Below are 22,147 nucleotides of genomic sequence, written 5' to 3'. Positions count from 1 at the left end.
CCATGCCCCGCCCCGGCGAAGCGAACGAAGCAGTGACGCAACCCCCGCTGGCCGGCTATACGGTGATCGATCTGTCCACCGGCATCGCCGGAGCCTACTGCACCAAGCTCCTGGCCGACGGCGGCGCCGTCGTGGTCAAGGTCGAACCGCCGCAAGGCGATCCGCTGCGTACCTGGTCGGCCTCCGGTGCCCCCGTCCCGGCCGGTGGTGACGGCGCCCTGTTCAGCTTCCTGGCCGGCGCCAAACACAGCGTCGTCGCCGACCCCGCCAACGAGGACGACACCGCGCTGGTGCAGCGGTTACTGGCCGCGGCGGACGCGGTGGTCTGGTCGGGCGGGTCCACGGTGGCCGAGCACCACGACTTCACGCCGCGGGCGATCCACGCCCGCCACCCCCATCTCACCGTCACCTCGATCACCCCGTTCGGGCTGGAAGGCCCTTGGCGGGACCGGGCGGCCACCGAGTTCACCCTGCAGGCCTGGTCGGGAGGAATCATCGGCCTCGGGCGCGGCGAGCAGCACCGCCCGCCCGTCTTCGTCGGCGGTCAGGTCGGCGAATATCTGGCCGGGGCCTATGCCAGCGCGGCCACCCTGGCGTCGCGCTGGCGCCACATCCACGGCGGCCCAGGAGAATTGCTGGACCTGTCCATGCTGGAGACACAGATCCTGTGCCTCACCTACTACCCGGTCACCTACTTCGAGGTGCTCGGCCGGCCCTGGCGTGACACCCGGCGGCCGACCGTGCCGGGCGTGGCGCAGGCCAAGGACGGCCTGGTGGACGTCGGCTGCGGCACCGCCCAGCAGTGGTTCGACCTGTGCGCCATGGTGGGGCACCCGGAGTGGATCGACGAGGACTCGCCGCTGTCGATCACTGAGCTGGCCAACATCTACGCCGACGAGATCTTCGCCTGGATGGCCCACACTCCCGTCGACGAGATCCGGGAACTGGCAACGGCCTTCCGCATCCCGTACGCCCCGGTGGCCAACGGGGCGAATGTCACGTCGTTCGATCAGTTCCGTGAGCGCGGGTCCTTCGTGCGCAATCCGCGCGACGGCTTCCTGCAGCCGGCACACCCCTACCGGATGCACCCGGCGCAGCTACGCGCGCCGCATCCTGCGCCGCGCCTCGGTGAGCACACCGAGGGCTACCGCGGCGCGGAACTGACGCCACGGCCCGCACCCGACGGAGGTCGAACGGCGTTGCCGTTCAACGGACTTCGGGTGCTTGACCTCACCACATTCTGGGCGGGCCCCTGCTGCACCCACTTTATGGCCATGCTCGGCGCCGAGGTCATCCACGTCGAGTCCACCCGCCGTCCCGACGGCACCCGGCTGATCGCCGGGGTGCCCGTCAGCGAGGACCGGTGGTGGGAGAAGTCCCCCATCTTCGAGGCCCTGAACACCAACAAGAAGGGCCTGACCCTGGACCTGCAGAGCCCACGCGGCCGGGACGTGTTGCGGCGGCTCATCGCCACCTGCGACGTGATCGTGGAGAACTTCACCCCGCGGGTGCTGGATGCGATCGGACTGGATTTCGCCACCGTGCAATCGATTCGCGCCGACGCGGTCATGGTGCGGATGCCCGGCTTCGGGCTCACCGGGCCGTGGCGGGACAACCCGGCATTCGCCTACGTCATCGAATCCGCGTCCGGCTTGAGTTGGCTCACCGGCTACCCGGATCGCACCCCCTATGACCCGTACTCGATCGGCGACCCGTGCGCGGGGGTGCACGCCCTCAACGCGATACTGCTGGCGCTCGAGCACCGGCGCCGCACCGGCGAGGGGGTGTTCGTCGAGGCGGCGATGGTCGATGCCGCGCTGAGCATCGCCGCCGAGCAGGTCATCGAGTACTCGGCCTACGGCGCGCTGCTCGAGCGGGCCGGCAACCGGGGGCCCACCGCCGCCCCGCAGAACCTCTACCTCAGCGCCGACGTCGACGAATTCGGCCGGCTCGACAGCTGGGTCGCCATCGCCGTGGCCACCGACGACCAGTGGCACCGATTGTGCCGCGCGCTCGGATCCCCTTCGTGGGCAATGGATCCCGAGCTGTCGACCGCTTCGGGCCGGCGCACGCATCAGGATTTCATCGACAAGCAGCTCGCGGCGTGGTGCGAGTGCCGCGGCCGCGACGACATCGTCGCCACCCTCTGGGACGCCGGGGTGCCGGTGGCCAAGGTCATGCAACCCCACCGGCAATCCGAGCTGGAACAGCTGACGTTCCGGGGCTTTTTCGAAGAGGTCGACCACCCGGTCAACGGCCCGGCTAGGCTCAGCACCGTGCCGATGAGATCCTCCGCCGGCCCCGATCGGTTCCACACCGCACCCGCGCCGCTGCTCGGGCAGCACAACCAGGAACTGCTGTCCGGGCTGGGCTTGTCCGACGCGGACATCGCGACGCTGCGGGCCGAAGGTGTCATCGGCAGCGCGCCGGCCATGCACCCGGCGGGCTGACCGGCGATGGCCATCGATCCCTCGGACATCCTGCTCACCGACCGGGTCGCGGTGGTGACCGGGGCGGGGGCGGGCATCGGCCGCGGCATCGCCGCCGGGCTGGCCGCATTCGGCGCGCGGGTGGCGATCTGGGAGCGCGACGCGCAAACCTGCACGCGGGCAGCCGAATCCATCGGAGGACTGGGCATCGTCACCGACGTGCGGGACAGCGGCCAGGTCGACACCGCGCTGCAGCGCACCATCACCGAACTGGGCACGCCCACCATCCTGGTGAACAATGCCGGCGGGGTGTTCTCCTCGCCGCTGCTGGAAACCAGCGAGAACGGCTGGGATGCGCTCTACCGCGCCAATCTTCGGCACGTGCTGCTGTGCACCCAGCGGATCGCCCGGCAGCTGGTGTCGGTGGGCGCCGGCGGCAGCATCATCTCGCTGACCTCCATCGAAGGCGTGCGCGCGGCACCGGGCTATGCCGCCTACGCGGCAGCCAAGGCCGGCGTCATCAACTACACCAAGACCGCGGCGCTGGAACTGGCGCCGCACGGCATCCGGGTCAACGCGATCGCGCCCGACATCACGCTCACCGAAGGGCTCCAACAGCTGGGCGGTGAGGCCGCCACCACCGCGATGGGGAACATCGTTCCGCTGGGCCGTCCCGGTCATGTCGACGAAATCGCCAGTGCCGCAGTCTTTTTGGCTTCCGACATGTCGGGGTACCTGACGGGGCAGACGCTGCACGTCGACGGCGGCACCCAGGCCTCCAGCGGGTGGTATCACGATCCGCGGACCGGCGACTACCGACTGGGCCCGGCCGGTTAGCTCACCGACGCCGCCGCAACAGCCCCGAGGGCCCGGCCCCATTTATCTAGTGCGTCCAGCCCTCGGCGGCCTGCTCGTCGAAGGTCCGGTCGATGCGTTCGAACCGGCGGCGGATCGACTCCCGGGCGGCCGCGTGCGGCAGGATGTAGAGCCGATTGGCCAGGATCGCGTCGGCGGTGAGCCGCGCGACGTCGTCGGCGCTGACGCTCTCGTCCTGGGTGGGCAGCGGCCCGAAGGCCCCCTCCGGCGTCGCCGACATCCCATAGTCGGCGCCGCGAATCCGTTCCGAGTTGGAGACCAGCTTGGTCTCCACCACCATCGGGCACAACACCGATACGCCGATGCCGTTGGGCTTGACTTCGCGCGCCAACGTTTCGGCGAGCCCGACGACCCCGTACTTGGCAACGCCGTAGGTGCCGAGGCCGGCGTTGGGCACCAGACCGGCGAAGGAAGCGGTGAACGCGATGTGCCCGCCGGTGCCCTGCTCGAGCAGCCTGGGCAGGAACGCCTCGACGGCATGGATGGAGCCCCACAGGTCGATGTCGATCACCCAGCGCCAGTCGTCATGGTTCATCTGGGCCAGCGGGCCCGCGACGACGATGCCGGCGTTGCTGAAGACGACGTCGACGCCGCCCAGCAGCCGGAAGGCCTCATCGGCGAGACGGACCATTTCGTCGAGATGCCGGACGTCGCACACCACGCCGTGCGCGTCGAACCCCTGGCCGCGCAGCCCGTTGACCGCCTGTTCCAGCGCCGGCTGGTCGACGTCGGAGAGCACCAGACGCGCCCCCCGGCGGGCGAATTCGGTGGCGGTGGCCAATCCGATGCCGCTGGCGCCGCCGGTGACCACCGCCGCGCGGCCGTCGAAACCAGACAGGAATCCGTCCATGGGACGGAACTCTATTTCAGGCAGCTACCCGCATCGATGGGCAGGGTCACGCCGGTGATGTAGCGGGCTTCGTCCGAGGCGAAGAACAGCACCGCGTTGCTGATGTCGATCGGCTCGACCCACGGGATGGGCAGCGTGTGGAACATCTGGCAGATCGGCGCCATGTCGTCGGGACCCGGGTTCTCCAGATCCGGACGGAACATCTTGAAGGTGCCCTCGTTGTGCAGCATCGGGGTCTTGACGTGCGTCGGGTGTACCGAATTGACGCGAATCATGTGCTGTCCCAACTCGACTCCGAAGGCGCGCATCAGCCCGACCACGCCGTGCTTGGCCGCGACGTAGTGGCCGGTGTGCGGGTAGGCCTTGAGCCCGCCGACCGAGCTGGTCAGGATGATGGATCCGCCGCGGCCGCCGGCGATCATATGCGGCACACCGGCTTTCACGGTTTTCCACACCCCGGCCAGGTTGATGTCGATCATCTCGGTCCAGTCTTCTTCGCTGGTCTTGTCCAAAGTGTCGCCGCCGTTGCCGATTCCGGCGTTGGCCACGATGATGTCCAGCCGGCCCAGCTGCTCGACGCCGCTGTCGACCGCGGCTTTGAGCGCGTCGTAGTCGCGCACGTCGACCTCGGCGGTGACGATTCTGCGGTTGTGCCCCTTGACCAGATCGGCGGTCTCGGCCAGGTCCTCGGGCGTGGAGGCCGGGATGGCGGTGTCCACCACGCCCGCCCGGATGGGCTTGCAGATGTCGACGGCGATGATGTCGGCGCCCTCCTGGGCCAACCTCACCGCGTGGCTGCGGCCCTGACCGCGTGCCGCCCCGGTGACGAAAGCGACTTTGCCCTCAACACGTCCGGTCATGGCTACCTCAACTCCTGACTTGATCGGATCGGCGCGCCTCAGCGGAGAACACACGCGCTTCCCCGGACCGCGGGTCTTGCCGACTTTGAACTCTGTCATTCAGCCAACACGGGTGTCAACGACGAATCCGTTTCGGCTATTCGTGATTCTAGATATTAGAGAATCTCATTCTCACCGGCAAACAGCGTGCGGTATTTGCTCAACCCGGGGAGGGCGCGGGAGGGGTCCGGTCGGGAAGCTAGGCGACGAAGCCGCGCGAGCAGAAGTCCCACACCTCTTCGGCGGTGATGGGGTGGGTGGTCGCGTCGTCGGGACCGCCGCTGGATTGCGCGATGAACATGACCGTTTGCATGGTCATCGCGGCCACCCGCTTCGGGTTGATGGTGGCGCGCAGCTTGCCGGCCTCGCCGGCCGCCTCCATCAGCTCCGTCAGCAACGCGAGCAAGGGCGCATGCGCGACCTTGACCTCAGCGGGGTGTGTCACCAGCAAACGCGGTGCGAAGTCGGTGAACAGCGGCCGCTTGGCGGTCGGGTCCGGGCGGGACGCCTCGTACAGCAGCTGAACGGCGACTTGGAGCCGCTCCAGCGGATCGGTGTGGCTTTCGGTGGCGGCCCGGATCTGGTCGGCGGATCGGCTCAGCGCGTCCTCGAAGAGCGCCAGCAACAGCTCGTGCTTGCCGTCGAACTGCAGGTAGAAGCTGCGCAGCGACTGGCGGGAGCGGTCCACCACCTCCTGCACGGTAAAGTCGGTGCTGCCCTTTTCGATGATGATGGCCTGGGCCGCGTCGAGGAAACGCTGAACGCGTTGCGCCGCACGCAATTTCGCCGTTTTGATGGAGCGCTCGACGGCGCGCTGCTTCCAGGCCGGCTCTTCGCTCGGATTGGTCACGGCCGACTCGGGTGATTGCCGCGAGGGGAGAACATGATTGGACTCTACCGGAGAACGCCGTGACATCGCTGCGCTCGACCCCCTCACGGATCACGTGTCGGAGATTGTAACTTTCTTACGGCGAGAATACTATTCTCTTAGACGTGTGTAGGGAAGCGTAATCGCAAAGAGCGAACCGTGCCGTCGGCGGAAAGCATGATCTACCGACGGTGCGCGAGGCCAGTTCGGGAAGCCGGGGAAGTGCTGTGCAGCTGACGTTTGACGCCGACGTGGAGGCGTTCCGGGCCGAATTCGTCGCCTTCCTCGATGCGCATTTGCCCGCCGAGGCCGAGGCGCTGGAGCGGCCGCGGTCCAGCTCACACGTACCGGAGTGGGCGCGCCGCTGGCAACGGCTGCTGTTCGACAGCGGCTGGTTGCTGCCCGGCAATCCGCCCGAGTTCGGCGGCCGCAACGCGACGTTGCTGCAGCAGTACGTGTACTTCGAGGAGCTGGGGCGGCGGCGCATCTATCAGAGCTTCAATCCGCAGGGCGTCGGGATCATCGCGGCGTCGTTGTTGAGCTTCGGCACCCCCGAACAAAAGCAGCGTTGGGCGGTGCCGATTCTGCGCGCGGAGATGACCGCCTCGCTGGGCATGAGCGAACCGGGCGCGGGTTCGGATCTGGCGTCACTGAAAACCCGCGCCGTGCTCGACGGCGACCACTTCGTGGTCAACGGCCAGAAGGTGTGGACCTCCGGCGCCCACGACGCCGACGTGCTGCTGACATTTGTGCGCACCGATCCGAATGCGCCCAAGCACAAGGGCATCAGCGTGCTGCTGATCCCGACCGACACTCCGGGCGTGGTGCGCCGCCCGTTCGCGTCGATGTGCGATATCGACGAAATCGATTTCAACGAGGTGTTCTTCACCGACGCGCGGGTGCCGGCGGAGAACCTGGTGGGCGAGCTCAACGAGGGCTGGCGGGTGGCCACCGGTTCGCTGGGCCACGAACGCGTCATGCTGTGGATGGGTTATGTCGACCTGCTGCACGAATTGAGCGCCGACTTCCGTCCGGCCGATGCGCTGCAGCGGGACCGCTACGCCACCCTGGTGATGGACGCGCACGCCCTGCGGTTGCTGGGATCGGCGGCGCTGGCCGCCGCCGCCCGCGGCGAAGAGGACGTGCCCGCCCAGTCCGTGCTCAAGCTGCTGGGCTCCGAGGCGCTGCAACGCGCGTCCGAGGACGCGCTGGAGGCGGCGGGGTCCGCCGGGCTGGTGCGCCGGGCGGTGACCGCGCAGGTCGCGCCGCTGAATCTGGACAGCCACTACCGCAGCTGGTTCGACCGCTACGCGCGCACCTTCGCCGCCACCATCGCCGGTGGCACGTCGGAGATCCAGCGCAATATCATCGCCGAACGCGTCCTCGGGCTGCCGCGCAATTGAGCTGCGCGTCAACGGTTTTGGGCATCCATGCGGGCGTAGTAGCTGATCGCCACCAGCCCCGCAAGGATCGCGACGGCCCCTAACACGATGCCCGTCATCGCGGTTCGGGGATTGCTCGCTTCGCCGCGGGCGACTCGCCGCCGGGCGATGTCGCCCGTCACCACCGCCGCGATGCCGAAGGGCACCCCCAGCAGCAGCCAGCAGGTGACGAGCCCGACCAGACCCAGCAGCACCGACGCGACGCCGAACTCGTTTCGCGGCGGCTGCGGGTCACTCATCGCCTCTCACCTTCGCGGTTCCGCGCATCTGCGAAGCATCTCACGGCCGGCCACGGTGAGGGGGCGGGCCGGGTGCTAGAGCTGGGCGAGCCGCGGCGCCGATCCGGTCGTCACCAGCGTCTTTCCCGCTTGGCGGGTCAATTCCCGGGCGCTGCCCAGCAAGCCGTCCAGGATCAGCGAGCGCTTGATGTGGTGATGCAGCGGGTGCTCGGCGGTGAACCCGATACCGCCCAGCACCTGCTGGCAGTGGCGTGCGGTGGTCAGCGCCGCCTGCCCGGCCGCGGCCTTGGCCAGCAGGGCGGCCAGGCCCGGGTCCTCGTCGCATTCCGCGGCGGCCTGCAGGGTGGCCTCGGCGCCCTCGACCGCTACCAGGGCCTCGGCCAGCCGATGCCGGATCGCCTGGAACGAGCTGATGTGCCGACCGAACTGCACGCGGTCGACGGCGTGCCGGCGGCCCAGCGTGAGCATGGCCCGGCTGGTGCCGACCAGCCACCAGCCCAGCGCCCGCCACCCCGCGTGCAGCGCGGCGGCCGGCAATGGATCGCCCTGCGGCACACGGTGTATCGGCAGCAGCTCGTCGATCGCCGAGTCGCAGCTGTCGCGGCGCTCCCACAGCACCCAGGACCCGCCGGTGAACGGCAACGCCAGGGTGCCCCCGGGTGCTTCGCCGGCCGCGCACAGCAGCACGTCGTTGAGCAGCGGGGCGTGCGCTCCCGTCTCGCCGAGCAGTGTGAACACCAAAGGGATTGCGATGTCCGGCATTTCGTCGAGCATGTCGCGCCAGCCCACATCGGTCAGCGCGGCGTCCAGCTTGGCTCCCGAGGCGGCGCTCATCGTGGTGCGCAGCGAGTCGGTCAGCAGGCGCAGCGACTCGGCGTCAGCCGAAGGTGCCACGGTTCACTCCTTCCCGAGATCGAGCAGCCGGCGGGCGATGATGTTGCGCTGGATCTCGGCGGTACCGCCGTAGATGGTGGCCGCGCGCGAGTACAGGTATTCCGAGCGCCACGGCGTGTTTTCGAGCTCCAGGGTGCCCGGCAACAGGTCGCGCACGGTGTCGTAGAGCCGCTGCTCGGCGGTGGCCAGCAGCACCTTGTCGATCGAGGTGTCGGGCCCCAGCCGGGCCCCGTCGCGCATCCGGTGCTGGGTGGCGCGCGACCGGCAGCGCAACGTGTGCAGCGCCAAATAGGCCGCGCCCAGGGAGGATTCGTCGGGCTCCCCGGCCGCCGAGACCTCGGCGATCAGATCGTCGAAACGCGAGTAGAGGTAGGCGATGCGCTGCCAGAAGCAGGAGGACCGTTCATACGGCAGCAGATCCATGGCCAGGCGCCAGCCGTCGCCGGGCCGGCCGAGCATGCGGCTCGACGGAATCGCCACGTCGTCGTAGTACACCTCGCAGAATTCGTCGACGCCGTGCATGGTGCGCAGCGGCCGGATGGTGATACCCGGCGTGTCCAGGTCGACGAAGAAGGCGGTGATCCCGTCGTAGCCGGGCGCGGTGCGGGTCAGCAGCACGCACCGGGTGGAGAACTGCGCGAAGCTGGTCCAGACCTTCTGCCCGTTGACGATCCAGTGGTCGCCGTCCTGGGTCGCGCGGGTGGTCAGCGACGCCAGGTCGCTGCCCGACCCCGGCTCGGAAAAGCCTTGACACCAGTGCTCTTCGCCGCGCAGCAGCCGCGGCACCATCTCCGCGGCCAGTTCGGCGGGGGCGTAGTCGATCATGGTGGGGGCCAGCACCTCGAGCATCGAGTAGGGTCCGGGTTCGGCCAGCCGGCGGCCCACCACTTCCTCGCCGACGACCGCCCGCAGCACCGCGGGTCCGCCCAGGCCACCGACTTCGGCCGGCCACCCGTACCGCATCCAGTCGGCGTCGTAGAGCGCGCGGCTGACCCGGGCGAACTGCTTCATGTGGCCCTGCAGGGAATGGTCGGGCCCGGGGGTCAGATCGTTGTCGTCGAGCCACGCGCGCAGGTCGGCCCGGAACTGCTCGACATTCACACCGTCGATGGGTCGGCTCCTTAGGTCGCTGCCTGGGCCGCGGAGTCGCCGGCCGGACGCCCGATGGCGTGCGGGCGCCCGGAGTCGTGCACACCGCTGCGGCGGATGAAGGTCATGGCGCGGGTCTTGAGGCGCCAGCCGTCGGGGGTCCGCACGTAGGTGTCGCGGTAGTAGCCGATCCGCATGTCGTGCGTGGCGTGATCGATGAAGCACAACGGCTGGGTGCCGCTCGCCTGGTCGCCGTCGAGGTCGACCACCGCGGTTCCGGTGAGAAACAAGCCCTTTGGGGCCGCCGCCACCAATTCGGGGAATCGGTTCAGGCTGTACGTCTCGCCGAAGGCGCTGTAGGTTCCGTCCGGCGTGAAGACGGCGACCAGCCCGTCGATGTCTTCCTGGGTGATGGTGACCGCGTAGCGCGCGAGCAGCTGCTGGATCTCGACCAGGTCGTCAGTTCTGGTTGTGGACATAGACCTTGCCGCCTTTCATGACGAAGCTGACGTGCTGGGTTACCGTGATGTCCTCCAACGGATTTCCCGGAACGGCGATGACGTCGGCGAGGTAGCCCTCGGCCAGCCGGCCGCGGTCGCTGGAGTTGATCAACTCGGCCGCGGTGACGGTGGCGGCCCGCAGCACCGCCACCGGCGGCAGCCCCCACTCGACGAGCGTGACGAGTTCATCGGCGTTGCGGCCGTGCGGGATTGCGGGCGCGTCGGTGCCGACGGCGATCTTCACCCCGGCCCGGTGCGCGGCCAGGATCGAGGTGCGCGACTTCGGGAACATCTGGGCGGCCTTGGCCTGCAGCTCGGGCGGGGCGTGCGAGACGTCCATCCCCTCGGCCAGACGACGGGTGCTCACCAGGAAGGTGCCGTGCTCGACCATGCTGGCGATCGCCTCGTCGTCGATCAGAAAACCGTGCTCGATGCAGTCGATGCCGGCGGCGACGGCGTGCTTGACCGCGTCGGCGCCGTGGGTGTGGGCGGCGACGCGCATCCCGCGCCGATGCGCCTCATCGACGATCGCGCGCAGCTCCTCGTCCGAATAGTGCTGTGCGCCAGGCGGTCCCGTCAATGACATGATGCCACCCGAGCAGCAAACCTTGATCAGCTCGGCGCCGTGCTTGATCTGGTAGCGCACCGCCTTGCGGATCTCGTCGATGCCGTTGGCGATGCCTTCCTCGACGGTCAGTTCCAGGGCGTGCGGCGCGAACGCGGCGAACATCGTCGGGTCCAGGTGGCCGCCCGTCGGGGTGATGGCGTGCCCGGCCGGCACCACCCGGGGCCCGTCGATCCAGCCCGCGTCGATGGCCTTGGCCAGCGCCACGTCCAGTAGATATCCGCCGGTCTTGACGAACAGGCCCAGGTTGCGCACCGTGGTGAACCCGGCGCGCAGCGTGCGCCGGGCATTGCCGACCGCGCGCAGCACCCGGGTCGGCGGGTCGTCCTGCACCTGAGACAGACCGGGTTTCTCCCCGCGCCCGCCCATCAGCAGGTTGACCTCCATGTCCATCAACCCGGGCAACAGGATCGCCTCGCCCAGGTCGATCACGTTGTCGTCCGCGCCCGTCGGGCCCGAGTCCCCGACTCCGACGATCCGGTCCCCGTCGACCCGCAGAATCCCGGGCCGAACGATCTCGCCGGCGTCGACGTCGAACAGCCCGGCGGCCTTGATCGTCTGCAACGTCAGATCACCGGCTCCCTGATCAGCTCCACCCACGCGGCCCCGCTGTCGGGGACGCGGGGCTGCTTCCACGCCTCGATCGGAAACGACACCATGACCAACGACTGCATCATGTGCATGAGCGTCTTCGCGTCCTCGGGTAGGTCGTCGAGCGGGTACTGGTCACAGTAGGCGATCACGTCGTTGAGGCGCGGAAAGGCCGCGTCGTAGAACGCCTGCATCTCGCTCATGCTCGAGGCCAGCCGCTTGGCATAGCGCTCGGGCTCGGTGGCGAGGTCCCACTCCAAATACGGCTCTAAATCGGCGAATTCAGCGGGCAGCGACGTGGCCATTGTTCTGGTACTCCTTCACGTAGTCGCCGGTCGTCTTGTGCAGGTGACGGATCAGGACTTCCTGGTCGCACAGCAGGAACTCCTTGACGGCCCGGGTGCCGATCATGGTCTGGGTCGCTTCCAGGGTGTTGGCGTCCTGCAGTGCGTACTCCTTGAACGTCACCGCGGCCAGCTCCTGGGCCAGGCGTTCCCGCGCGTTGCGCGGCGGCACGAAATACAGCGTGGACTCGAAGATGTGCCGGTCCACCGCGGTGGGCCAGTAGTGGTAGGTCAAAAACCAGCCGGGCTCCCAGATCAGCAGCATGAAGTTCGGGTAGAACAGCCACGAGTCGATGCCCCACTGCGGCACCCGCTTGACGTTGACACCCGGTGGCAGGTCCAGCTTTTCGATGATCTCCGGCTTGTCCCACGGACCGAACAACCCGCTGCGCAACACCTGGTCCATCGGCTTGACCATGGACATGTCCGGGGGCGGTGCCTGACCGCCCCAGGTCGACTGCAGGCTGTGCGGCCCGGCCAGCTCGTAGTGCAGTGCCTCGTAGCCGAACTTCTGGATCTTGGCGGCTTCCTCCTTGGTGTACTGCCCCTGGTGCAGGATCGGCGCGTGGTAGAACTCGACGAACGCGTCGATGAACAGCTTCCAGTTGCTGCCCACCTCGGCCCGGTAGGAATACGTCTCGGTCATCTCCCCGAAGGGGTAGCCCTCGATGCTCTTGGCCAGCGGCCCCAGGTAGTCGGTGAGCGGGGCCGCGTTGTCGTCGAAGTTGATGAAGATGAAGCCTTCCCACACCTCGCAACGCACCGGCGCCAGGCCGTAGTTGCTCTTGTCGAGGTCGAAGAACTCCTCTTCCTGTTGCACGAAGGTCAGGTCGCCGTCCAGGCTGTAGCGCCAGGCGTGGTATTTGCACGTGAACTGGCGGCAGGTGCCGGACGTCTCCTCGTTGGGAAAGTCGTTCCACACCAACTTGTTTCCGCGATGACGGCAGACGTTGTGGTACGCCTTGACCGACCCGTCCTTGGTCTTGACGATGATCACCGAGGTGCCCTTGCCGGCCGACGGGAGCTCCCGGGTGAAGTAGCTGCCGGTGCGGGGCAGTCGATTGACGCGGCCGACGTTGAGCCAGGTCTTCTTGAAGATCGCCTCGCGTTCGGCTTCGAAGAAGGCCGGGTCGATCGAGTCGGTGTAATCGACTGGGCCGGTTCCGAGTTCGGGGTAATTCTCTGTCCAGCTGCCTGCGGCTGGCTTGGGGAAGTGAGGCACCGTTGTTACTCCTCTTTCTCAATGCTGTTCGGCATGTTCGAGCTGGATGCCAAAAGTGTTGAAGGCCATGGCCAGCAGGGTGTAGCAGCCCACCGTGAAGACGTAGTCCATGCGTTGCCGGTCGTCGAGGCGCTCGCCCAGCGCCGCCCAGGTCCGGTCGGACAGTTCCGATTTCTCGTCGAGCTCGTCGACCCCGGCGAGCACCGCGTGGTCGAACGCGTCGAATGGGCCGGCGCCGTCGCCGGCAAAACAGCGCACCGCCGCGATCTGCTCGTCCGTGATTCCCTCATCCTTGGCCATGCCGACGTGATGCGACCACTCGTAGGCGCACTGCCGGCGATGGGCCACCCGCAGGATGGCCAGTTCGCGCACCCGCGGCGGCAGCGTGGAAGCCGTCAGCAGGTGGACGTTGAATCGAAGAAACGCCTTGGCCAGCGCCGGGTGGTGGGCCAGCGTGGACAGCGCGTTGTTGGTGTCGGCTCCGCGCATCGCCGCGAGCGCCTGCCGGGTCGCCTCGTCCCACTGCTCGGCGGGGAGCGGCTGCAAGCGCATTAGCAGTGTCCTCTCGGTGGAAGAGAATCAGATTCTCATTTGCAACTAACAGACTGGCACGAAACGTGCGCTCGGTCAATGCCGGCGTGCGGGGCGGCCCCGCGGCGCTCGGCGTGCGCCTCAGCGCGTCGACCGCCGCGGGCCAGAAATTTGGTTCGCGGTCAAGGGCCTGGTCAGGCGGCGGCGCGCGGCCGGGGCAACCGCTGGATGTTGATTCTCACCTGACGAGAAGATAGTTTTCATTTTAGTGATCTTGGCACGGGACAGCGATTCGCCGCGGCCGTAATCGACCCGGCGGATCCAACGGAAGGGCAACGGCCATGAACAAAGAGGACATGATCCTGATCAGCGTCGACGACCACACCGTCGAGCCGCCCGACATGTTCAAGAACCATCTGCCGAAGAAGTACCTGGACGACGCGCCGCGGCTGGTGCACAACCCGGACGGCTCGGACATGTGGAAGTTCCGCGACACCGTCATCCCCAACGTGGCGCTCAACGCGGTCGCCGGCCGGCCGAAGGAGGAATACGGCATCGAGCCGACCGGGCTCGACGAGATCCGGCCGGGTTGCTACAACGTCGACGAGCGCGTCAAGGACATGAACGCCGGCGGCATCCTGGCCTCGATCTGCTTCCCGTCGTTCCCCGGCTTCGCCGGTCGGCTGTTCGCCACCGAGGACAACGACTTCTCGATCGCGCTGGTGCAGGCCTACAACGACTGGCACATCGACGAGTGGTGTGGGGCCTACCCGGCACGCTTCATCCCGATGGCGATCCCGGTGATCTGGGATGCCGAGGAGTGCGCCAAAGAGGTGCGCCGGGTGTCCAAGAAGGGCGTGCACGCGCTGACCTTCACCGAGAACCCGGCCGCGATGGGATATCCCAGCTTCCACGACGAGTACTGGAACCCGCTGTGGAAAGCGTTGGTGGACACCAACACCGTGATGAACGTGCACATCGGTTCCTCGAGGCGGTTGGCCATCACCGCGCCCGATGCGCCGATGGACGTGATGATCACGCTGCAGCCGATGAACATCGTGCAGGCCGCCGCCGACCTGTTGTGGTCGCGGCCGATCAAGGAGTTCCCGGACCTCAAGATCGCGCTCTCCGAGGGCGGGACGGGCTGGATTCCCTACTTCCTGGAGCGCGCGGACCGGACCTTCGAGATGCACTCCGCGTGGACGCACCAGGACTTCAAGGGCAAGCTGCCCAGCGAGGTTTTCCGCGAGCACTTTTTGACCTGCTTCATCAGCGACAAGGTCGGCGTGGCGCTGCGCAACGAGATCGGGATCGACAACATCTGCTGGGAGGCCGACTACCCGCACAGCGACTCGATGTGGCCCGGCGCCCCCGAGGAGCTGTGGGATGTGTTGTCCATCAACAACGTTCCCGACGACGAGATCAACAAGATGACCTACCAGAACGCCATGCGGTGGTATTCGTTCGACCCGTTCACCCACATTTCGCGGGAACAGGCCACCGTCGGTGCGCTGCGCAAGGCCGCCGAGGGGCACGACGTGTCCATCAAGGCGCAGGGCCACGACAAGGACAGCCGGGGCGGCTCGTCGTTCGCGGAGTTCGCGGCCAACGCGAAAGCGCTCACCGGCAACAAGGACTGAGCACCGTACTGTCGCCGAGCAGACGCAAAAGCCCCCGATCCATCGGCGTGTCGGGTGCTTTTGTGTCTGCTCGCGCTCGAGAAAGGGGCGTGGCATGGATTTCGCGCTGACCGAGGACCAGGAGCTGATCCGCCGGTCCGTCGCGGAGTTGGCCGGGAAATTCGACGACCAGTACTGGATGGAGAAGGACCAGGCGCACGAATTTCCGACTGAGTTCTACAACGCCATCGCTGAGGGCGGCTGGTTGGGGATGACCATTCCCACCGAGTACGGCGGTCACGGTCTCGGCACCACCGAAGCCACCATTCTGCTGGAGGAGGTCGCCAAGTCCGGCGGCGCCATGAACGCGGCCAGCTCGATCCACCTGTCCATCTTCGGCATGCAACCGGTGGTGGTGCACGGCTCCGACGAACTCAAGGCCCGTACCCTGCCCGCCGTCGCCACCGGTCAGGTGCACGTCTGCTTCGGCGTCACCGAACCCGGTGCCGGACTTGACACTTCACGCATCACCACGTTCGCCAAGCGGGATGGGGACCGTTACATCGTCAACGGCCGCAAGGTGTGGATCTCCAAAGCGATGGAGTCCGACAAGATCCTGTTGCTGACCCGCACCCAGGCCTACGACGAGGTCACCAAGAAGACAGACGGGATGACGCTGTTCATCACCGACCTCGACCGCAGCCGGGTCGACATCCGCCCGATCCGCAAGATGGGCCGCAACGCCGTCAGCTCCAACGAGTTGTTCATCGACAATCTCGAGGTGCCGGTCGAGGACCGAATCGGCGAGGAGGGCAAGGGATTCCAGTACATCCTCGACGGCCTGAACCCGGAGCGGATGCTGATCGCGGCCGAGGCGCTGGGCATCGGCCGGGTGGCGCTGGACAAGGCGGTGAAATACGGCAACGAGCGTGAGGTCTTCGGCCGTCCCATCGGCATGAACCAGGGCCTGCAGTTCCCGCTCGCCGATTCGCTTGCCCGCCTCGATGCGGCCGAACTGATGCTGCGCAAGGCCACCTGGCTCTACGACAACGGCAAACCCTGTGGACGCGAGGCGAATACGGCCAAATACCTGTGCGCCGACGCCGGCTTCACCGCGGCCGACCAGGCGTTGCAGACGCACGGCGGCATGGGGTACGCCGAGGAGTACCACATCACCCGCTACTTCCGCGAGGCCCGGCTGATGAAGATCGCGCCGGTGAGCCAGGAGATGATCTTGAATTTCCTGGGCGCCAACGTGCTGAAGTTGCCGCGCAGCTACTAGGCCCGGCGTCGAACGTGTACTCACGGCTGATTTTTGGCGATTTTTTCGCTACCAGTACACGTTCGGCAATGATGGGACGGTCGGGCATGAGGAATCGGAGTAACAGTTATGCGTGAAACAGTCATCGTCGAGGCCGTGCGCACCCCGGTGGGTAAACGCAACGGCGCGCTGTCCGGCATGCACGCCGCCGACCTGTCCGCGATCGTGCTCAACGAACTCGTCGAACGCACGGGCATCGGACCCGAGCTCATCGACGACGTGGTCTGGGGCTGCGTCTCCCAGGTGGGCGACCAGTCCAGCAACATCGGCCGCTACGCGGTGCTGGCCGCGGGCTGGCCGGAAAGCATTCCCGGGACCACCGTCAACCGGGCCTGCGGCTCCAGCCAGCAGGCGCTGGACTTCGCCGTGCAGGCGGTGATGTCGGGTCAGCAGGACGTCGTGGTGGCCGGCGGGGTGGAGGTGATGAGCCGCGTCCCGCTCGGTGCGGCCCGGGCGACCGGCACGCCGTACGGCCCCAAAGTGCTTGCCCGCTATGACGACTTCTCCTTCAACCAGGGCCTGTCGGCGGAGATGATCGCCAAGAAGTGGGGGTTCTCGCGCACCCAGCTCGACGAGTACTCAGTCCGCTCGCACGAGCGGGCGGCCGCCGCCCAGGACGCCGGCGCCTTCACCGACCAGATCGTCCCGGTGTTCGTCGAGGACGCCGAGAACAAGGTCGTCGCCGCCGACGAGGGCGTGCGGCGGGGAAGCAGCGTGGAGAAGCTGGCCGCGCTCAAACCGGCCTTCGCCGAGGACGGTGTGATCCATGCCGGGAATTCCTCGCAGATCTCCGACGGTGCGGCCGCGCTGCTGGTGACCACCGCCGAGATGGCCGTCGAGCTGGGACTGACGCCGATCGTGCGGTATGTGGCCGGCGCGGTCACCGGCGCCGACCCGGTGCTGATGCTCACCGGCCCGATCCCGGCGACCGAGAAGGTGTTGAAGAAGGCCGGCGTCGCGCTGTCGGATGTGGGCGTGTTCGAGGTCAACGAGGCGTTCGCGCCGGTGCCGCTGGCCTGGCTGGCCGAGACCGGGGCCGATGCGGCCCGGACGAATCCGCTGGGCGGCGCCATCGCGCTTGGGCACCCGCTGGGCGCGTCCGGGGCCGTGCTGATGACGCGCATGGCACATCACATGCGCGACAACGGAATTCGTTACGGGCTGCAGACCATGTGCGAGGGCGGGGGCACCGCCAACGCCACCCCGGTCGAGCTGGTGAGCTGACCGCGGAAAAACACCGATGGGTGACCCTTGTCGCAGCCGCCAAACTAACCTACTGTGTGTTCACTAGGTTGGTTTTCCCACGTCACCCGGCCCGAGGAGTTGCATTTGCCCGTCGCACGGCGCTACGACACGCTGCTGGCCAAGGGCGAGGACCGCAAGCAGCGGATTCTCGACGTCGCGCAGCGCCTGCTCACCCGCAACGGCTGGCGCAACACCACCCTCGCCCAGATCGCCGGGGAGGCCGGCGTCACCCCGGCGGGCCTGCTGCATCACTTCGAATCGAAGGAGCAGCTGCTGCACGCCGTGCTCGACGCCCGCGACCTCGACGACGACACCCACGCCGACCGGACCGGCGACCTGTTCGACCAGATCGCCGCGGTCGCCGACCGGTTCTACCGGGCGCCCGAACTGGTGGGCACCTTCACGGTGCTACTGGTGGAGAACATCCTGCCCGAGGCGCCGCTGCACGACCGCATGCTGGCCAGGCACCGGGCCGCGACCGACATCGTCGCCGACCTGATCCGCCGCGGCCAGGCCGATGGCCGCTACCGCGCCGACATAGACCCCGCCGTCAAGGCCGTTGAGATTCTCGCCTTCGTCCACGGAATGGAAACGACATGGTTGCTCGATCCTTCGATACCGCTGCCCGAGGTGTTCAAGCAGTACGCCGAGACACTGGCGCGGGACTTCGCGCCTCCGAAGAGGGCCGAGACGACATGAGATACCGGCTCGACGTCGTCGCCGCCACCGCCGTCGACGTGGTGCGATTCGCCGGCGGCTGGATCTTCGACCGGTCGATGGCCGGATGGGACGTCACGGTGCTGCTGATGGACCTCGCCGAGGAACCCGACCCCCGGCCGCTGCAAATCGTCGGCGCCCAGGTACTCGACCTGGAAGAGGCGCTGGCGTCGGTGCACGCGCGTCCCCGTCCGCAGGCGCTGGCGGCCGGCGCCGACCTGTTCGGCTGCGACGCACGGGTGCGTCAGGGCGTGCTGCAGGCCCTCGACCACGGCGTCACCGAGGTCACGCTGTGGGGCGAGACCTGGCCGTCCGAACTCGACGACAGCGTCGGCCTGGTGCAGCACCGGCTGAGCATGGCGGCGCAGACGTTCAAGGCCAAGGCCCTGGCGGCCGCCTCGGGCGTCGACGGGGCGCCGCAGGTGGCCGTCGATCGCGTCGAGACCTTCCGCAGCGGGTTGCTGGCCTGGCCGTCGGTGGCCGCCGACCTGGTGCCCGCCAGCTGATCCGGCGCCGGGCCTGGCTGTGACCGGCGCCGGCCGGTTCCCGCCGGGGGCCGCGTTGACGACCACCTTGGCGTATGGAAATGTAATGCTCATTCGCGAGAGGCACGTTCTCACTAGCCGAGATTCAAGGAGCAGGAGATGACGAACGAATTCTCCGAGTTGGACTTCTTCCGCGGCAGCGAGCTCATCGAGAACCCGTACCCCTACTACGAGGCGCTGCGCCAGCGGTGCCCCGTCACCAAGGAAAGCCACCACAACGTCACCATGATCACCGGCTGGGACGAGGCCTGCGCGGTGCTCAACGACGCCGAGACGTGGTCCTCGTGCATCTCGGTCACCGGCCCCTTTCCCGGCTTTCCGGTGCCGCTGGAAGGTGACGACGTCACCGAGCTGATCGAGCGGCACCGCGACGAGCTGCCCTTCAGTGACCAGCTGCCCACCCTCGACCCGCCCACCCACACCAACCACCGCTCCCTGCTGATGCGGCTGATCACCCCCAAGCGGCTCAAGGAGAACGAGGACGCCATGTGGGTGCTCGCCGACCAGGCGCTGGACACCTTCCTGGCGCCGGGGCACGGCGAGTTCATCAAGGGCTTCGCCGGCCCGTTCACGCTGCTGGTGATCGCCGATCTGCTCGGCGTGCCGGAGGAGGACCGGGACAAGTTCGTCAAGGGCATCCGCCAGCACTCGGGCGGCGGGGTCGGCGGCACCGGCGAGGAAACGCTGGCGCACAGCCCGCTGGAATTCCTCTACGGCCTGTTCTCCGACTACGTCCGCGACCGCCGTCGGCAACCGCGCGAGGACGTGCTGACCGGGCTGGCCACCGCGACGTATCCGGATGGCTCCATCCCGGAGGTCGAAGACGTGGCCCGGGTCGCCAGCAACGTCTTCTCGGCGGGCCAGGAAACCACCGTGCGGCTGTTGGGGGCGGCGCTGCAGACGCTCGGCGAGCGCCCGGACATCCAGGCGCAGTTGCGCAAGGACCGCAGCTTGATTCCCAACTTCATCGAGGAGTCGCTGCGCCACGAGAGCCCGGTCAAGGGCGACTTCCGGTTGAACCGAAGGCCGGTCACCGTCGGCGGCGTCGACCTACCCGCCGGGACCACGGTGATGGTGGTGCAGGCGGCGGCCAACCGGGACCCGCGCCGGTTCGACGACCCCGCCACCTTCGACCCGGCCCGCAAGAACGCCCGCCAGCACATCTCCTTCGGCCGCGGCATCCACAGCTGCCCGGGCGCGCCGCTGGCGCGCGCCGAGACCCGGGTGGCCATCGAACGGCTGCTCGACCGCACCACCGACATCAGGATCAACGAGAACATCCACGGCCCGGCGAATGACCGCCGCTACCAATATGTTCCGACCTACATCCTGCGCGGCCTGACCGAATTGCACCTGGAGTTCACGCTGGCATGAGGGTTTGGGTAGACGACCAGCGCTGTCGCGGCCACGGGATGTGCCTGACGCTGTGTCCCGAGGTGTTCAGCCTGACCGACGACGGCTACGCCGAAGCGATAGATGCCGATGTCCCAACGGAATTGGAGTCGGCCGCCCAAGAGGCCATCGAATGCTGTCCCGAGCAGGCGATCAGCGAAAAGTAAACGCGAGTAAGGAGATTCGAGTGGCCGACGGGCGAAAAGGCTATGTCATCCTCACCGAGGCCATCAAAGATCCGGAGGGCATGAAGGCCTACGCGAAGGCCGCCGGATCGGCGATGAGCGGCGCCACCGTGCTTGCCGTGGACACCGCGCCCACCGTCATCGAGGGCACCTGGCACGGCGACCAGACCGTCGTCCTGGAATTCGAATCGGTGGACGCGGCCCGGGCGTGGTACGAATCCGAGGGCTACCAGAAAGCCGCGAAGCTGCGCCAGGCGGCGGCCGACTGCAACGCGGTCATCCTCGCCGGCTTCTGACGGCTACTCGCCGACGATGGAGATCGCCTGCCGGGGGCATTGACGGACGGCCTCGCGCACGTCGTGTTCGTTCTCCGGGGTGACTTCTTCCTGGTGCACGGTCAGCATGTCGTCATCGCCGAGCTCGAAGATGTCCGGGTTGATGCCCATGCAGACGCCGTTGCTCTCGCAGAGCCCCCAATCGACCTCGATCTTCTTCGTCACCGTGACCCCCTTACCGAAGCACCTTGACGGGCACGTTCTTCCAGCCCGCCACGTTTTGCATGGTCACTCGTCTGCAGCCCGCCCAGTCGACCTCGTAGCGCGGCATGAAGTCGAGCAGCCGCTCCAGCGCGATCCGGCTCTCCAGGCGGGCCAGCGCGGCACCCAGGCAGCTGTGGATGCCGTATCCCAGGCCGAGGTGCTGGGCCTCGGTCTGGTCCCGCTCGATGTCGAAGGTGTCGGCGTCGGTGAAGGCCTCTGGGTCGCGGTTGGCCGCGGCACCGCACAGGAACACCGGCTTGCCCGCCGGGATCACGCCCCCGCTGACGTGCGCCTCCTTCAGCGTGTAGCGGACGTTGTATTGCACCGGGCCCTCGTAGCGCAGTAGCTCTTCGACCGCCCCGGGGATCTTGTCGCGATCGTCTTGCAGCTTCTGCCACTGGTCGGGGTGGCGGGCGAAGATCACCGCCGCGTTGCCGAGCAGCTTGGTGACGGTCTCGGCGCCCGCGCCGCCCAGCAGGGTCGCGAAGCCGGTGATCTCGATGTCGTCGAGCTTGCGCATCTGGCCGTTTTCGCCGGGGATTTCGGCGGCGATCAGCCGGCTGATCATGTCGTCCTGCGGGTTCTGGCGGCGCTCCTGGACCAGGCCGAAGTAGTACATCGCCGTGTCGATGTTGGCCTGCATGCCGGCCTCGCTGACCTCGATCTGCCCCGGCTCGTGGTGCAGGCTGGTGTCGATCCAGTGGCGGACCTGCTGGCGGTATTCCTCAGGCACGCCCGCCATCCGGGTGATGACCTCCACCGGGAACGGCCCGGAGAAGTCCTGCACCACGTCGAAGTTGTCGGGGTCGGCGGCGCTCAGATACTTGTCGACCACCTCGATGATGGTCTCGCGCTGCGACTGGATCGCCCGCGGGGTGAACGCCTTGTTGAGCAGGCTGCGCATGTGGCGGTGCTCGGGCGGGTCCATGAAGATGATGGACTTCTGTTCCGGCGAGATGCCGCGGCGCACCATCGCCAGGTCGCAGCCGCGTGCCGAGGAGTACGTCTCGTAGTCCTTGAACGCGGCCGCGACGTCCACGTGGCGGGTCAGCGCGTAGAAATCCTCTTTTTCGTCGTAATACAGGGGCGCTTCCTCGCGCATCCGCCGATAGATCTCGTACGGGTTGTTGAAGTAGTCCTCGGAGTACGGATCGAAGACGAGCTTCGGTTTGGTCACTGAATCCT

24 protein-coding genes are annotated in these 22,147 nt (G+C 67.5%); 11 read left to right on the top strand and 13 right to left on the bottom strand.

The genetic code is table 11. From position 1 onward, the window contains the following. Positions 1-2 precede the first annotated feature (2 nt). Together MAA44156_RS16825 and MAA44156_RS16820 are read left to right on the top strand one after the other, a co-directional pair. Positions 3-2,450 carry a CaiB/BaiF CoA transferase family protein gene (locus MAA44156_RS16825; RefSeq protein ID WP_050427656.1) on the top strand — a complete coding sequence of 816 codons (2,448 nt, stop codon included), beginning with the start codon at positions 3-5 and terminating at the stop codon, positions 2,448-2,450. A 6-nt stretch (positions 2,451-2,456) separates the two neighbouring features. Then, positions 2,457-3,266, top strand: a complete 810-nt coding sequence (locus MAA44156_RS16820; RefSeq protein WP_009975017.1) for an SDR family NAD(P)-dependent oxidoreductase — start codon at positions 2,457-2,459, stop codon at positions 3,264-3,266. Between the two features lie 46 nt (positions 3,267-3,312). Here MAA44156_RS16820 and MAA44156_RS16815 read toward each other — a convergent pair whose 3' ends face one another. The 3 genes from MAA44156_RS16815 to MAA44156_RS16805 all read right to left on the bottom strand — a co-directional run bounded on the left by MAA44156_RS16815 (position 3,313) and on the right by MAA44156_RS16805 (position 5,904). After that, positions 3,313-4,143, bottom strand: coding sequence for an SDR family NAD(P)-dependent oxidoreductase (locus MAA44156_RS16815; protein ID WP_024637094.1), 831 nt, complete (start codon positions 4,141-4,143; stop codon positions 3,313-3,315). Positions 4,144-4,166: 23 nt separating this feature from the next. Further along, complete coding sequence (locus tag MAA44156_RS16810) at positions 4,167-5,015, bottom strand: mycofactocin-coupled SDR family oxidoreductase (RefSeq protein WP_003873026.1); 849 nt, start codon at positions 5,013-5,015, stop codon at positions 4,167-4,169. 238 nt (positions 5,016-5,253) lie between these two features. Beyond that, positions 5,254-5,904 (bottom strand): TetR/AcrR family transcriptional regulator, encoded by a 651-nt coding sequence (locus MAA44156_RS16805; RefSeq protein ID WP_009975019.1) that lies wholly within the window; start codon positions 5,902-5,904, stop codon positions 5,254-5,256. A 245-nt stretch (positions 5,905-6,149) separates the two neighbouring features. Here MAA44156_RS16805 and MAA44156_RS16800 point away from each other — a divergent pair, with 245 nt between their 5' ends. After that, the gene (locus tag MAA44156_RS16800) at positions 6,150-7,325 is read left to right on the top strand and encodes an acyl-CoA dehydrogenase family protein (protein WP_009975020.1); all 1,176 of its coding nucleotides are present in this window, start codon (positions 6,150-6,152) and stop codon (positions 7,323-7,325) included. Between the two features lie 8 nt (positions 7,326-7,333). Here the strand turns inward: MAA44156_RS16800 and MAA44156_RS16795 are convergent, their stop codons facing one another. The 8 genes from MAA44156_RS16795 to MAA44156_RS16760 form a co-directional block, all read right to left on the bottom strand. Then, positions 7,334-7,603 carry a DUF4190 domain-containing protein gene (locus MAA44156_RS16795; protein ID WP_003873023.1) on the bottom strand — a complete coding sequence of 90 codons (270 nt, stop codon included), beginning with the start codon at positions 7,601-7,603 and terminating at the stop codon, positions 7,334-7,336. A gap of 75 nt (positions 7,604-7,678) precedes the next feature. Beyond that, a complete protein-coding gene (locus tag MAA44156_RS16790; protein ID WP_009975021.1) occupies positions 7,679-8,497 on the bottom strand; it encodes an acyl-CoA dehydrogenase family protein in 819 nt (272 codons plus the stop codon). A gap of 3 nt (positions 8,498-8,500) precedes the next feature. Then, the gene (locus MAA44156_RS16785; RefSeq protein WP_009975022.1) at positions 8,501-9,598 is read right to left on the bottom strand and encodes an acyl-CoA dehydrogenase family protein; all 1,098 of its coding nucleotides are present in this window, start codon (positions 9,596-9,598) and stop codon (positions 8,501-8,503) included. Positions 9,599-9,618: 20 nt separating this feature from the next. Next, positions 9,619-10,065 carry a nuclear transport factor 2 family protein gene (locus tag MAA44156_RS16780; protein ID WP_003877248.1) on the bottom strand — a complete coding sequence of 149 codons (447 nt, stop codon included), beginning with the start codon at positions 10,063-10,065 and terminating at the stop codon, positions 9,619-9,621. Further along, complete coding sequence (locus tag MAA44156_RS16775) at positions 10,046-11,275, bottom strand: metal-dependent hydrolase family protein (RefSeq protein WP_009975023.1); 1,230 nt, start codon at positions 11,273-11,275, stop codon at positions 10,046-10,048. Before MAA44156_RS16775 ends, MAA44156_RS16780 begins: the two co-directional genes overlap by 20 nt. A 2-nt stretch (positions 11,276-11,277) precedes the next feature. Next, positions 11,278-11,607: a hypothetical protein gene (locus tag MAA44156_RS16770; protein WP_003873018.1), complete on the bottom strand. Its 330-nt coding sequence runs from the start codon at positions 11,605-11,607 to the stop codon at positions 11,278-11,280. Then, positions 11,585-12,868 (bottom strand): aromatic ring-hydroxylating oxygenase subunit alpha, encoded by a 1,284-nt coding sequence (locus MAA44156_RS16765; RefSeq protein WP_009975024.1) that lies wholly within the window; start codon positions 12,866-12,868, stop codon positions 11,585-11,587. The genes MAA44156_RS16770 and MAA44156_RS16765 overlap by 23 nt, the downstream gene beginning before the upstream one ends. 18 nt (positions 12,869-12,886) lie before the next feature. Next, positions 12,887-13,420 (bottom strand): carboxymuconolactone decarboxylase family protein, encoded by a 534-nt coding sequence (locus MAA44156_RS16760; protein WP_009975025.1) that lies wholly within the window; start codon positions 13,418-13,420, stop codon positions 12,887-12,889. A 320-nt stretch (positions 13,421-13,740) separates the two neighbouring features. Here MAA44156_RS16760 and MAA44156_RS16755 point away from each other — a divergent pair, with 320 nt between their 5' ends. The 8 genes from MAA44156_RS16755 to MAA44156_RS16720 all read left to right on the top strand — a co-directional run bounded on the left by MAA44156_RS16755 (position 13,741) and on the right by MAA44156_RS16720 (position 20,719). After that, the gene (locus MAA44156_RS16755; RefSeq protein WP_009975027.1) at positions 13,741-15,039 is read left to right on the top strand and encodes an amidohydrolase family protein; all 1,299 of its coding nucleotides are present in this window, start codon (positions 13,741-13,743) and stop codon (positions 15,037-15,039) included. A gap of 94 nt (positions 15,040-15,133) precedes the next feature. After that, entirely contained in the window at positions 15,134-16,300 is a 1,167-nt protein-coding gene (locus MAA44156_RS16750; RefSeq protein WP_009975028.1) for an acyl-CoA dehydrogenase family protein, read from the top strand. Between the two features lie 108 nt (positions 16,301-16,408). Then, positions 16,409-17,563, top strand: a complete 1,155-nt coding sequence (locus tag MAA44156_RS16745; protein ID WP_009975030.1) for a thiolase family protein — start codon at positions 16,409-16,411, stop codon at positions 17,561-17,563. Between the two features lie 105 nt (positions 17,564-17,668). Continuing rightward, positions 17,669-18,283 (top strand): TetR/AcrR family transcriptional regulator, encoded by a 615-nt coding sequence (locus MAA44156_RS16740; RefSeq protein ID WP_003873012.1) that lies wholly within the window; start codon positions 17,669-17,671, stop codon positions 18,281-18,283. Then, a complete protein-coding gene (locus tag MAA44156_RS16735) occupies positions 18,280-18,807 on the top strand; it encodes a hypothetical protein (protein ID WP_003873011.1) in 528 nt (175 codons plus the stop codon). Before MAA44156_RS16740 ends, MAA44156_RS16735 begins: the two co-directional genes overlap by 4 nt. A 138-nt stretch (positions 18,808-18,945) precedes the next feature. Continuing rightward, entirely contained in the window at positions 18,946-20,220 is a 1,275-nt protein-coding gene (locus MAA44156_RS16730; protein ID WP_003873010.1) for a cytochrome P450, read from the top strand. Beyond that, positions 20,217-20,405, top strand: coding sequence for a ferredoxin (locus MAA44156_RS16725; protein ID WP_003873009.1), 189 nt, complete (start codon positions 20,217-20,219; stop codon positions 20,403-20,405). Before MAA44156_RS16730 ends, MAA44156_RS16725 begins: the two co-directional genes overlap by 4 nt. A gap of 20 nt (positions 20,406-20,425) precedes the next feature. Beyond that, the gene (locus MAA44156_RS16720) at positions 20,426-20,719 is read left to right on the top strand and encodes a DUF1330 domain-containing protein (RefSeq protein WP_009975031.1); all 294 of its coding nucleotides are present in this window, start codon (positions 20,426-20,428) and stop codon (positions 20,717-20,719) included. A gap of 3 nt (positions 20,720-20,722) precedes the next feature. Here MAA44156_RS16720 and MAA44156_RS16715 read toward each other — a convergent pair whose 3' ends face one another. Both MAA44156_RS16715 and MAA44156_RS16710 read right to left on the bottom strand, forming a co-directional pair. Continuing rightward, positions 20,723-20,923, bottom strand: coding sequence for a ferredoxin (locus MAA44156_RS16715; RefSeq protein WP_003873007.1), 201 nt, complete (start codon positions 20,921-20,923; stop codon positions 20,723-20,725). Between the two features lie 10 nt (positions 20,924-20,933). Further along, positions 20,934-22,139 carry a cytochrome P450 gene (locus MAA44156_RS16710; RefSeq protein WP_009975032.1) on the bottom strand — a complete coding sequence of 402 codons (1,206 nt, stop codon included), beginning with the start codon at positions 22,137-22,139 and terminating at the stop codon, positions 20,934-20,936. Between the last annotated feature and the right edge of the window lie 8 nt (positions 22,140-22,147).

The sequence above is a fragment of the Mycobacterium avium subsp. avium genome (assembly GCF_009741445.1).
GTDB classification, from domain to species: domain Bacteria; phylum Actinomycetota; class Actinomycetes; order Mycobacteriales; family Mycobacteriaceae; genus Mycobacterium; species Mycobacterium avium.
Note: the sequence above shows the minus strand (reverse complement) of the source record. Positions and strands in the feature narration are given on the sequence as shown.